Source organism: Mesorhizobium sp. M0185, from assembly GCF_040322175.1.
GTDB lineage: Bacteria > Pseudomonadota > Alphaproteobacteria > Rhizobiales > Rhizobiaceae > Mesorhizobium.
The window spans coordinates 1-12,400 of sequence record NZ_JAMYSY010000016.1; the positions used below are offsets into that span (position 1 = coordinate 1).

Consider the following 12,400-nt stretch of genomic DNA (forward strand, 5'->3'; position numbering starts at 1 on the left):
AACGGGCCCCCCCCGATATCTACCGTTATGATGTCGTGGGCAGCGACTGTGGTGTAAAACAGCCCGCCCCCCCCGGGCGTGGCGGGCGGCTTTGTCTTGGGGCCCGGCTAGCGCCGAGAGCGCGGCTCGGGTCTCGGCGTCGTAGACCGAAAGCCGGCCACCGCGGTGGAAATTATGCTGCCCTGCCGGTGGCCCATCGGCAGCGTCGATCCGGTAGAGCGCAACCAGAAAGCCGGCCAGCGAACGGGCGAACTCAGTAAGATCGGCAATCAGTCCACCAGCCGCCGGTCTGCCGCCAAGCCAGCGATAGACGGACCAGGGCCATGGATAGCCTTCACCGGGCGCGCCTTTGGCCAGCGGCACGGGTATCGGCAGAGGCAGGTGAGGCGCGAGGCGAGGCAGCCAGCGGTGCTCCTTCTCGACCTGGGCGACATAGGCGGCAGCGCTCGGCAGCCGTACCGACATGCTGTCGCCCAGCCGGAAGGTGCGGTTGTCCCAGCCGCCAGGCTCGACCGGCTCTACCGGCAGGTCCGCCCATTTGGGGAACTGCGCGGCAATCAGCCGGCGAACAAGTGCGGCATCTATCGGCATGCCTGGCGTTCGTTCATCGGGCGGCATCGGGCTTGCTCCGGTCTTCTGAATAGCCGGCGGTCCATCTTTTTGTCGTCGCACTCTTGCGGCGCCACCTGATTCCCTTGCCGGCAAATTCTCTAAGCCTTGCGTTCCCAGCGCCGGTCGGGCGTCTGCTGCCAGTAGGTCACGGTGTGGCCGGCCTCCTTCATTGTCTTCCAGTGCGTGCGTGCCGCCTCTAGCTGGGCTGCATCGTGGCCGTCGAACAGGAACACGGCGCGCTGGTAGCCGCCAAGCTCCGGCGGCACCGCCCCATCGACCAGGAAGCGTATCTGCGACTGGTTCGGATTGTCGGGGCCGACGGTCAGAACCACCGGCTGCTCGGCGGGATGGGCTTCGCGATCCGTTGCGTGGGCCAGGAATGAATCGTCCCGGAAAGTCCACAGATGCTGGTCCAGCGCGTCGCGCCGTTCCTCGGTGCCGGTCTGCACCACGGCACGCCAGCCGCGATCGATACTGCGCTCCAGGAGGCCGGGCAACGCATCCTCCAGCGTCGATTCGGTCAGGTGATAAAACAGAATCTCGGCCATGCGTTCAGTCTACATTGTCGGAGTCCCGCCCCAGCCGCTCATTGCTCGTAATGATCGCGCACCAGCCGGTCGAGCAGCCTGACGCCGAAGCCGGAAGCCCATGACTGGTTGATCTCGTTGGAAGGCGCGCCCATCGCGGTGCCGGCGATGTCGAGATGCGCCCAGGGCGTGTCCTTGACGAAGCGCTGCAGGAACTGCGCGGCAATGATGGCGCCGCCATGGCGGCCGCCGATGTTCTTCATGTCAGCATTCTTGGAATCGATCAGCTTGTCGTATTCGGCACCGAGCGGCATGCGCCACACCCGCTCCTGCGTCGCCTGTCCGGCCGCCGTCAACCGGTCCGCCAACTCGTCATTGTTGGAGAACAGGCCGGCATAATGCTGGCCGAGCGCGACCATGATGGCGCCGGTCAGCGTCGCCAGATTGATCATGAATTTCGGCTGGAAGCGGTCGTTGCAGTACCAGAGCGCATCGGCCAGCACCAGGCGGCCCTCGGCGTCGGTATTGAGCACTTCGATAGTCTGGCCCGACATCGAGGTGACAATGTCGCCCGGTCGCTGAGCGTGGCCGTCGACGGCGTTTTCAACCAGCCCGACAATGCCGACGACATTGACCTTCGCCTTGCGCGCGGCCAGCGCGTGCATCAGCCCGGTGACGGCAGCAGCGCCGCCCATGTCGCCCTTCATGTCCTCCATGCCCGACGCCGGCTTGATCGAATTGCCGCCGGTGTCGAAGGTGACGCCCTTGCCGACGAAGGCGACCGGGCTTTCCTTGGCCTTGCCGCCGTCCCACCGCATGACCGCGATGCGGGCGCCACGCGGCGAACCCTGCGCTACGCCCAGCAGCGAACCCATGCCGAGCTTCTTCATCTCCTTCTCGGCCAGGATCTCGACCGTGACGCCGAGCGCCTCCAGTTCGGCGATGCGGGCGGCGAATTCCACCGGTCCCAAAACATTGGCCGGTTCATTGACCAAATCGCGCGCCAGCAAGACGCCGTCGATCACCGCCGCTTCATCGGCGAAGGCCTTCTTTGCAGCTGCCGGATCGGCGGTGTGAATAGTCACCTTGACCGGCTTTTTTGGCTCGCGCTTGTCGTCACCATTGTTCTTTTTGGTCTTGTACTTGTCGAAGGAATAGCTGCGCAGCAGGATGCCCGCTGCAAGCTGAACGGCTTGCCTGCCGCTGACGGCCGCACCGGGAAGATCGAGCACGACGGCCACTTCGGTTGCCTTGCGAAAGGACGCGGCAATCGTGCCGCCGAGCTTCAGCCAAGCGTAATCATCGAGATTGGAGCCCTTGCCGGCACCGACCGCCACCAGCCGCTCGAGCGATGTCCCTTCCGGTGCCAGCACTTCGACCAGGCTGGCGAATTTGCCGGTGAAGTCGGCGACCGGAAAAGCCCGCTCGAGGGTCTTTGCCGGATCGCAAGCCCTGGCGGCATCGCTGAGGCCGCCCTCGTCGGCCACCAGAACGAAAACGCTGCCTTTTTTGGGCGCGGCGAATTTGGCAAAGGCGATCGAGGGTCTCGAATTCATCATGTCCTGCTTTCGGGGAAGTGAGTTGGATTATCGCGAGAAACGTTCGTCAGTGAGCGGCGGGTTGAAACAGCTCGATGACATTGCCCGATGGGTCTTCGAGCAGCGTCTGGGAACCGCCGACGCCCGTTATGATATCGTTGCGAAAGACAAGTCCAGCACTCTTGAGGCGCGCAACCTCTTCTTTCAGGTCCGGCACCACCAACAGGATGCGATTCCAACCTCCCGGCACCGGCTGCCGGCCATCCGGCATCGCCCGTGCACCCGAACTGCCGGGTCCGCTTAGAAGGAGCCGTAAAGCGCCGCGTGTGACGGAAGCAAAAGCCGGTCGCGCGTCCTGTTCAACAGCGAAGCCCAGATGTCCACAGTAGAAGTCGATCGAGGCGGCGACATCATCGACCATGTAGCGAATGCTGACTGGCGTCATGACCATTGACCTTTCGGTTCGAGCACCTTTCAACAAGGCGTGTCTATTGCGGGCGGAACAGTCGGCATAGTCCGGCTCATCATCGCTGGTTGACAATCCGCGCCGCTATCGCCCTGGCCTGAATGCGGGCGTTGGCGAAACAACCGCGAATGCTCGGCCGCATGCCGGTAAACCACAGACCGGGCAATTTCGGATCGGCATCGCCGCCGTTGAAAAGCGGAACGCCCTTGCCGTCGAGAACGCCAAGCTTGCCGAACATCTGTTCCAGACCGGTGCGATAGCCGGTCGCCGCAATGACGATATCGGGCGTGATCAACCTGCCGTCATTCAATACGATGCCGTCTTGGGTAAATTCCCGCAATGGTGGCACCACCACGATCGTGCCTGCCTTTATGGCGCGAACCGCGCCGTCATCGGCTGCGATCGCGGTGTAGTCGGCGCTCAGACGGCTCGCACCGCCTATGGGAGCCGGCGGAAGCCCAAATTTCGTCAGGTCGCCGAAAACCAGGCGCTGGGTTGTCGCCATCACCGCATCGGCCAGCCGCACCGGCAAGCTCGCCATCAACGGTGAAAGCCTGTGGACGGCGACCTTGCCGATGCGTTTCGGCAGCAGCGACGGGCCGTTGCGGGCCGACAGCCAGATGCTTTGGGCATCTGCATTCGCAAGATGGTTGAGTGCGTCGAACCCCGAATTGCCGGCTCCGACGACTAGCACCCTTTTGCCGGCGTAGTCCTTTGCGTCGCCAAAATCGGCCGAATGGATAATCCGGCCTGCAAAATCCTTCATGCCTTTCCACGCGGGAATAAACGGCTGCCGGTCGCGCCCGGTGGCGACGACGACATGACGCGCCAGACGACGTCCGGCGTTCGTCCGCACGGTCCAGTGATCGCCATCGAACGTGATCTCTTCAACGGCCACGCCGAATGCGACCGGCAGACCATGCGCCTGGCTGAAATCGTTCAGATGGCGAATGACGGCCGATTTATGCGGAAAAGCCGGGGTGCCTGCGGGATAGCCGACGCCGGGCAGCGTCGAGAGATCGCGATGCGTATTGAGGTGCAGCCGCTGGTGCCGCCGATGCCAGGGTTCGGCAAGGCGGCTCTCCTTTTCCAGGACGAGCGTCGGTACGCCGGCCTTCATCAAGGCGTGGGCGGCGGCAAGGCCGGCCGCGCCGGCGCCGACCACGATCGCGCCGTCAAAGACGGTTTCCCGACCGGTTTGACTGCGCAATTTTTCCGCTTCCATGCTGGGGCTCAACAGATCCTGACCCGTCTTATCACGCCGCGGCGGTCGCGACCGGCGCGACATTTGGTCGTTTTGCCGCATTTGACAAGACTTTGGCCGAAATCGCTCCCATATGCGATATCGAACCATCCACGATTCGTCGCGGCACGGCCCCGCTTCCCGCCGCAACCTGTTGTTAACCAACAATGTTCGCTCTTTCTTATCCATTGCCGCCGACACTCCGGCCCAGCGGATTTTGCGATCCGGGACTGAACCCGGATCGAACCGCCAAACTGAGCCAGTTGTGCAGCCGGCGCCGGACGACTACCTTGTTCCAAGGCATGATGCCGTTCGAAATCGCCGAGAAAAGCCTTCATGAAGGTCGTTGAACGCTACATCATGCGCCGTGCTTTCGCGGTATTCGCGCTGGCGCTCGTCTGGACGCTGGCGATCGTCTGGACGACTCAGGTGCTCGCCCGCATCGACCTCGTCACCGATAGCGGTCAGTCGGCCCTCACCTTCTTCGAAGTCGCAGCGCTGATCATCCCGACGATCGTTCCGATCGTCGTGCCGTTCGCCCTGGTGGTCGCGGTCGCCCAGATCCTCAGCGTGATGAATTCGGATTCGGAGCTGGCCGTCATCAATGCCGCCGGCGCTTCACGCTGGACCATCGTCAGGCCGATCATGCTTCTGGCACTTGCAGCCAGCGTTTTTTCCTTCGCCGTCGACAATGGCGTCGACCCTTACGCACGCCAGAAGAACCGCGAGTTGATTGCGTCGTCGCGTGCCGATCTGTTGTCGTTGATCATCCAGGAAGGCACCTTCCGTAAGATCGATGACGGCCTGTTCCTGCAGGTTGGCGAACGGCTTCCCGACAACCGTCTCGGCGGCATCTTCGTCGCCGATTCGCGCGAAGAAGGCGTCAATCTCATCTACTACGCCAAGACCGGCAGCATCATCGAACGCGGCGACGAGAAGGTGCTGATGATGAATGACGGCGTCATCCATCGCAAAACCATGACCGGCGACCTCTCGGTGATCCGGTTCACCTCCTACGCCTTCGACTTGTCCGCTTTCATGTCGGCATCATCTGACATCCTGCTTTTGCCGAAGGACCGGACGACCCAGTATCTGCTCAATCCCAGTCCGAACGACAAGATGTACCAGCAAAAGCCGAACAGGTACCTGGCCGAGCTCAACCAGCGTTTTTCCGAGTGGTCCTATTCGCTCGTCTTCGCGCTGATCGCGCTCGCCGTTGCCGGAGATGCGCGCTCGCATCGCGAGGCGCGTGTGCACCCGCTGATCACGGCAATCGCGATCGCGCTGTTCGTGCGCTGGCTCGGGTTCTTTGCCGCCGGCAAGGCCGACAAGGTGCCGCAATATGCCTATATGGTCTACGGCGTCCCGATCGTGGCATCGGCGATTGCCATCTGGTTCATCGTGTCCAACCGGACCATGGAACTGCCGGTTGCCTGGGCCGATTGGATAACCAATCTTGCCGGCCGCTTCAGTGACGGCTGGAGCGCCATCAAGCTCCGTTTTGCCGGGCGTGGCGCATCCGGACAGGGAGCCGGCTGATGGGCTGGACTCTGGGTCGGTACTTCTTCTTTCGCTATGTGACGATCACCATCTGGTTCTTCATCGGCCTCTTGGCGCTGGTGTTCCTGATCGATTTCACCGAGCTTTCCGGCCGTACGACCGGCGTGCCGGGCTTCACCTACGCAACTGCGTTCGCCATTTCGGGGCTCAGGATGCCGATGATCATGCTGCAGACGGTGCCGTTCGTCGGCCTGTTCTCGGCGATGGCGACGTTGGTGTCGCTCAACCGCAAATATGAATTGGTCATTGCCCGTTCCGCCGGGGTTTCCGCATGGCAATTCCTGCTGCCGTGCTGCATTGGGGCGCTGCTGTTTGGAGCCTTGTCGGTCGGCGTCATCAATCCGGTAGCCGCGCACGCCTATTCCTGGTCCGAGGAGATCGAGACCCAGCTCCGTTCGGGCAAGTCGAACAGCGTCTCGGCCGATGCTGCGCCCTGGATCAGGCAGAAAACCAACGCCGGCGACACCATCATCGGCGCGCGCGCCATTCTCAATCAAGGCCTGGAGATGGCCGACGCGGTCTTCTTCAGCTTCAGCCCGCAAGGCGACATCATCGAGCGCAAGGATGCTGCGCGCGCCTTTTTGCGGGACGGCTACTGGGAATTGCAGGACGTCAAGGTGTTCCGGGACGGTACCATCCAGTCGTTACCCAGCGATCGGCTGCCGACCAATCTCAAGCCGGAATTCGTGCAAGAGCGGTTGGCGCGCCCTGAGACCATTCCCTTCTACGATCTGCCCGGCAAGATCGAAGTGGCCCGCTCCTTCGGCCTCAAGGCAAATGCCTTCGCCATGCAGTTCAATTCCCTGATTGCGCTGCCCTTCCTGCTTGTCGCGATGACGCTGATTGCGGCAACGGTATCAATGCGATTTGCGAGGATGGGGCAGTCGGCAACGATGATTCTGGGTGGCATCGTGGCCGGCTTTCTGCTTTATGTCGTTTCGGTGCTGGTCAAGGCATTCGGCGTAGCGGGATTCGTACCCACTGCCGTAGCGGCTTGGGTCCCGGTTGTCGTGGCTATGTTCTTCGGGGTGACATTCCTGCTATACAAGGAAGACGGCTAGTGAGGGAGGCGGTTTTGCGCAGCCATAGGCACGCCGGTTTGGCACGCCTCTCTGCGGCGAGCGCCTTGGCGTGCCTGCTTGCCAGCGTCGCCCCGGTTGCTCCGGCTTTTGCCCAGGACGTCAGTGAGCTGGCAACGAAGGTTCCGAGCGGCACGCAGATGCTGCTGGCAGCCGATACGCTGGTCTACGACAACGACAAGCAGACAGTGACGGCCGTCGGCGGCGTCCAGATCGACTATGGCGGCAACCGTCTGGTCGCCCAGCGGGTCGAATACAACCGCAACACCAAACGCCTCGTCGCCAGCGGCAATGTCGAACTCGTCAATAGCGACGGCACCAAAATCTATTCGCAGCATGCCGACATCACTGACGATTTCGCCGACGGCTTCGTCAACGCGCTGCGGGTCGAGACCATAGACAAGGCGTATTTCGCCGCCGAAAGCGCGGAGCGCATGGGCGGCGTGCTGACGACGTTCCACAACGGCGTCTACACCGCCTGCGAGCCGTGCGAGGACAAGCCCGACAAAGCGCCGACCTGGCGTATCAAGGCCAGGAAGATCATCTGGAACGGCGAGAAGAAGACGGTTCGCTTCGAGAACTCGAATTTCGAGTTCTTCGGCTTTCCGCTGGCCTATCTGCCGGCTTTCGAGATCGCCGACCCAACGGTCAAGCGCAAGAGCGGCTTCCTGATCCCCGGCGTCGCCTACAAGAGCGATCTCGGCGTCGGTGTTAAAGTCCCCTATTATTTCGCGCTCTCGCCGACCTACGATCTCACTGTCACTGGCAGCGGCTATACCAAGCAAGGTTTCCTCGGTGAGGCCGAGTGGAGGCAGCGCTTCAACAACGGTCAGTACAGCCTGAAGATTGCGGGCATCCGGCAGGAGAATCCCGACGCCTTCATCGACGACAATGGCCACAACGTGAATTCGGGTACCGAAGGCGACCCGAACAGGTTCCGCGGCATGATGGGCACCCAGGGCCAGTTCGCCATCAACCCGCGCTGGGACTTCGGCTGGGACATCCTGCTGCAGAGCGACAAGAATTTCGCGCGCACCTACGACATCGATGGCTTCAACGATAGCGTGCACCGCTCCGAGGTGTACCTGACGGGGCTCAACGATCGCAATTACTTCGACGTGCGCGCCATGCACTTCGAGGTTCAGGAAGACACGCTCGCCAGCGATCCGACTGCACGCGCCGCCAAGCAGCCCTGGGTGCTGCCCTCGCTCGACTACGCTTATATCCCCGACATGCCGGTGGTCGGCGGGCAGCTGTCGTTCGACGTCAACGCGCGGGTCATTGACCGCGACAGGCTCGATACGGCTCTTGCAAATTCGGGCATCCCTTCGTCCGTCAACAACGTCCGCGGCATCGACGGTCAATCCGGGCGCCTTACCGCGGAAGCCGAATGGAAGCGCACCTTCACCACCGATGGCGGGCTGCTGCTGACACCGCTCCTGGCGCTGCGCGGCGACGCCGGCTACGTCAACGCCTCCTCGGCCTCGCTCGACGCCGTCAACCAGATGGCGACCAATCTCGGCGTCGAGGACGATATGCGTTCATCGCTTGCCCGCTACATGGCGACCGCCGGCCTTGAGATGCGCTGGCCGGTGCTGTTTTCGATGACCAGTTCCAGCCATGTCTTCGAACCGATGGCGCAGGTATTCATGCGTCCGAACGAGCAATATGTCGGCGGGCTGGCGGTCCCCAACGAGGACGCCCAGAGCTTCGTCTTCGACGCCACGACGCTGTTCGAGCGCGACAAATTCTCGGGCTATGACCGCATGGAAGGCGGCACACGCGCCAATGTCGGGCTGCGCTATTCCGGCGCATATGACAATGGCTGGGGCACCAATGCGGTGTTCGGCCAATCCTACCAGCTCGGCGGCCAGAACTCGTTCGGCACGCCGGACCTGGTCAATGTCGGCGCCTATTCGGGTCTTGAAACTGCAACCTCCGACTATGTCGGCCTTGTCGGCTTCAACAGCCCCAGCGGGTTTTCCGGCTCGGTCAGCGGCCGTTTCGACGAGCAAAGCTTCGAGATCCGCCGCGCTGAGGTAAAGGCCGCCTTTTCAGGCCTGCCGGTATCGCTGAGCGCCAAATACGCCTTCATCCAGGCGCAGCCGCTCTATGGCTTCTCGACCGATCGCCATGAGGTTACGCTCGGCGCCTCGACACATCTTGCCGAGAATTGGCGCGTCTTTGGCACCGGCACGTATGATCTGGAGCAGAGCGTTCTGGTCAAGGACGGGGTCGGCTTTGCCTATAGTGATTCGTGCTTTACCTATTTGATGACGTTTTCGGAAAGACGTGACCTGAACACCAAGGAAGTATCGCAGAACGTCGGCTTCAACCTGTCGTTCCGCACGCTCGGCGATTTCGGTTCGTCGCAACGCTCCATCGACACCATTCAATAACGGGCAGCGGTCGGCAACGGGGCGCCTGGCGGACGACATTGTTTCGCCGCATAGAGCAGGCACGAATTTTGACGGCCTGAACTGGATAGGTTGGGCCGAATCGGGATGGAATTGGGATGCTTTCGATGAGGAAATACCTCTTTTCGGCAGGGTTCGCGCTGCTGGTGGCGTTCTCGACCACCGCGGTGACGCGGCCAGTTTTCGCCACCGAGATCAAATACGTCGTCAACAATATACCGATAACCACCGGCGACATCCAGCATCGGGCCGCTTTCCTGCGCCTGCAGCACAGAAAGGGCGATGCCGGCCAGGAAATGATCGACCAGACGCTGCGCCTGGCCGAAGCCCGGCGGCTCGGCATCCGCATCAGCGACGCGCAGGTCGATGCCGCTTATCAGCGTTTCGCCACCAGCAACAAGATGCCGCTCAAGCAGCTTGACGGCGCGATGGCGCAATCCGGCGTCACCAAGGAGCATTTCAAGGAGTTTATCCGGGCGCAGATGGCCTGGAACCAGGCGCTGACCGCGCGTTCCCGTTCCGGAGACGGTGGCGGCGCAATGAGCGAGCAGGACCTCGTCAAGCGCATGCTCGAAAAAGGCGGCAGCAAACCGAGCGCCACAGAGTACATGCTGCAGCAGGTCATCTTCGTGGTGCCGGCCGCCGAGCGCAGCGCGACGCTGGCCAAGCGCAAACGCGAAGCCGATGCCATGCGCGCCCGCTTCAACGGCTGCAACACCACGCGCGAATTCGCCAAGGGCCTGATCGATGTCACCGTTCGCGATCTCGGCCGGGTGTTGGCGCCGCAATTGCCGGCGGACTGGGCCGAGCAGATAAAGGCTACAAAGGTCGGCGGCGCCACCACGACGCGCGAAACCGACCGCGGTGTCGAATTCATCGGCATCTGCTCGTCGCGCGAAGTGTCAGACGACAAAGCCGCGCAGATGGTGTTCCAGAGTGAAGGTTCGAGCGACAAGAACGCCGACGAACTCTCGAAGAAATATGTCGAGGAGTTGCGGAAGAAAGCCCGCATAATCGAGCGCTGAAGTCGAAGCGCCGTGCCTGACGCAGAGCTTCCGCTGGCGTTGAGCGTCGGCGATCCGTCCGGCGTGGGGCCGGACATCGCCATCGCTGCTTGGCAGAGCCGCGATAGCGCTGGCGTTCCGTCTTTTTATCTCCTTGCCGATCCGGCACTGATTGCCGCGCGGGCGCACAGGCTCGGCACCGATATCGCGATTGCCGAGACGACGCCGGCGTTAGCGCCGGGGGTGTTTTCGCGCGCGCTGCCGGTGGTGGCGCTTGCTGCCCGTTTCGTCGACAGTCCCGGCCGCCCGGATCCAGCCAACGCCGCCGGCATCATCGAGGCGATCGACCGCGCCGTTGCCGACTGCCTGGCCGGCCGCGCTGCTGCGGTCGTCACCTGCCCCATTGCCAAGAAGCCGCTCTACGACGCCGGCTTTCGCTTTCCCGGCCACACCGAATATCTGGCGCATCTGGCATCGCTTCACACCGGCGCCGAAGTGACACCGGTGATGCTGCTTGCCGGTCCGGACCTGCGCACCGTGCCGGTCACCATCCACATCGCGCTGGCCGAGGTGCCGAAAGCGCTGACGACTGACCTTATCGTCGCCACCGGCCGCATCACCGCCGCCGACCTTGCGAACCGCTTCGGAATTGCCAAGCCGCGGCTCGCCATTGCCGGCCTCAACCCGCATGCCGGCGAAGGCGGCACCATGGGCACCGAAGACGAGCGGATCGTGCGCCCGGCGGTCGACCTGCTGAGGCAGGAAGGGATCGACGCCTTCGGGCCATTGCCGGCCGACACGCTGTTTCATGCTCGCGCCCGCGCCGGCTACGACGTGGCGCTCTGTATGTATCACGACCAGGCGCTGATCCCGGCCAAGGCGCTGGCGTTTGACGAGGCGGTCAACGTCACGCTCGGCCTGCCCTTCGTCCGCACCTCGCCCGACCACGGCACCGCCTTCGACATCGCCGGCAAGGGCATCGCCCGTGCCGGCAGCCTGATTGCAGCGCTGAAACTCGCTCGCGTTCTTGCCGATACCGGGAAAAGGCCGTAGGCCCTGAGCCCAATCAGCCAAATTCGACGGCCTTAACCGATGAGCCCGCCTGATGAGCCCAGCCCGATGAGCATAGACGGCCTGCCGCCACTGCGCGAGGTGATCGAGCGCCATGGGCTGCAGGCGAAAAAGGCGCTGGGCCAGAATTTTCTGCTCGACCTTAACCTGACAAGCAAGATTGCGCGAACCGCCGGCGACCTGAGCGACGTTACGGTTATCGAGGTCGGTCCCGGTCCGGGCGGGCTGACTCGTGCCCTGCTCCTCAACGGCGCCCGGCGGGTCGTCGCCATCGAGCGCGACGAGCGCTGCCTGGCGGCCCTGGCCGAGATCTCGAACCACTATCCGGGCCGGCTAGAGATCGTAGCCGGCGATGCGCTGAAAACCGATTTTGCAGCGCTTGCTAAAGGGGAAAGCGGCGGGCCGGCGAAAATCGTCGCCAACCTGCCTTACAATATCGGCACCGAATTGCTGATCCGCTGGCTGACCGTCACCGAGTGGCCGCCCTTCTACACATCGATGACACTGATGTTCCAGCGCGAGGTCGCCGAACGCATTGCAGCCAGCCCCGGCAGCGATGCCTATGGTCGGCTCGGCGTGCTGGCAGGCTGGCGGACGGAGGCGAGGATTGCCTTCGACGTGCCGCCGCAGGCGTTCACGCCGCCACCCAAGGTGACGTCCTCGGTGGTGCATCTGGTGCCGCGCGCCAGCCCCTTGCCGGCAGAGGTGAAACGGCTCAGCCGCGTCACCGAAGCGGCGTTTGGCCAGCGCCGGAAAATGCTGCGGCAGAGCGTGAAAAGCCTCGGCGGCGAGGCGCTGCTCACCCGTGCCGGCATCGATCCGACCAGGCGCGCCGAGACGCTGAGCGTCGAGGAGTTCGTTCGCCTGACCAACGCGGTGTGAT

Annotated in this window: 11 protein-coding genes; 6 read left to right on the forward strand and 5 right to left on the reverse strand. The window is 62.9% G+C overall.

The genetic code is table 11. From position 1 onward, the window contains the following. The 5 genes from NKJ20_RS14870 to NKJ20_RS14890 all read right to left on the reverse strand — a co-directional run. The coding region (locus tag NKJ20_RS14870) for a phosphotransferase (RefSeq protein WP_352744928.1) at positions 1–618 on the reverse strand (618 nt) is incomplete at its 3' end. Between the two features lie 92 nt (positions 619–710). Next, on the reverse strand, positions 711–1,160 hold the full coding sequence (locus NKJ20_RS14875; protein WP_352744931.1) for a DNA polymerase III subunit chi: 450 nt from the start codon (positions 1,158–1,160) through the stop codon (positions 711–713). Positions 1,161–1,198: 38 nt separating this feature from the next. Further along, positions 1,199–2,695, reverse strand: coding sequence for a leucyl aminopeptidase (locus tag NKJ20_RS14880; RefSeq protein ID WP_352621266.1), 1,497 nt, complete (start codon positions 2,693–2,695; stop codon positions 1,199–1,201). Between the two features lie 49 nt (positions 2,696–2,744). After that, the gene (locus NKJ20_RS14885) at positions 2,745–3,128 is read right to left on the reverse strand and encodes a VOC family protein (RefSeq protein ID WP_352471101.1); all 384 of its coding nucleotides are present in this window, start codon (positions 3,126–3,128) and stop codon (positions 2,745–2,747) included. A 73-nt stretch (positions 3,129–3,201) separates the two neighbouring features. After that, a complete protein-coding gene (locus NKJ20_RS14890; RefSeq protein WP_352744934.1) occupies positions 3,202–4,368 on the reverse strand; it encodes a flavin-containing monooxygenase in 1,167 nt (388 codons plus the stop codon). 354 nt (positions 4,369–4,722) lie between these two features. Here NKJ20_RS14890 and lptF point away from each other — a divergent pair, with 354 nt between their 5' ends. The 6 genes from lptF (at position 4,723) to rsmA (ending at position 12,399) form a co-directional block, all read left to right on the forward strand. After that, positions 4,723–5,925 carry an LPS export ABC transporter permease LptF gene (lptF, locus tag NKJ20_RS14895; RefSeq protein WP_352471099.1) on the forward strand — a complete coding sequence of 401 codons (1,203 nt, stop codon included), beginning with the start codon at positions 4,723–4,725 and terminating at the stop codon, positions 5,923–5,925. Beyond that, positions 5,922–7,007 carry an LPS export ABC transporter permease LptG gene (gene lptG / locus NKJ20_RS14900; protein ID WP_023677695.1) on the forward strand — a complete coding sequence of 362 codons (1,086 nt, stop codon included), beginning with the start codon at positions 5,922–5,924 and terminating at the stop codon, positions 7,005–7,007. The genes lptF and lptG overlap by 4 nt, the downstream gene beginning before the upstream one ends. Continuing rightward, complete coding sequence (locus tag NKJ20_RS14905) at positions 7,007–9,424, forward strand: LPS-assembly protein LptD (protein ID WP_352744937.1); 2,418 nt, start codon at positions 7,007–7,009, stop codon at positions 9,422–9,424. Before lptG ends, NKJ20_RS14905 begins: the two co-directional genes overlap by 1 nt. Positions 9,425–9,540: 116 nt before the next feature. Further along, positions 9,541–10,467, forward strand: coding sequence for a peptidylprolyl isomerase (locus NKJ20_RS14910; RefSeq protein ID WP_352743345.1), 927 nt, complete (start codon positions 9,541–9,543; stop codon positions 10,465–10,467). Positions 10,468–10,479: 12 nt separating this feature from the next. Beyond that, positions 10,480–11,499, forward strand: a complete 1,020-nt coding sequence (gene pdxA, locus NKJ20_RS14915) for a 4-hydroxythreonine-4-phosphate dehydrogenase PdxA (RefSeq protein WP_352744940.1) — start codon at positions 10,480–10,482, stop codon at positions 11,497–11,499. 66 nt (positions 11,500–11,565) lie between these two features. Further along, the gene (gene rsmA, locus NKJ20_RS14920) at positions 11,566–12,399 is read left to right on the forward strand and encodes a 16S rRNA (adenine(1518)-N(6)/adenine(1519)-N(6))-dimethyltransferase RsmA (RefSeq protein WP_352453229.1); all 834 of its coding nucleotides are present in this window, start codon (positions 11,566–11,568) and stop codon (positions 12,397–12,399) included. The last annotated feature ends 1 nt before the right edge of the window (position 12,400 follow it).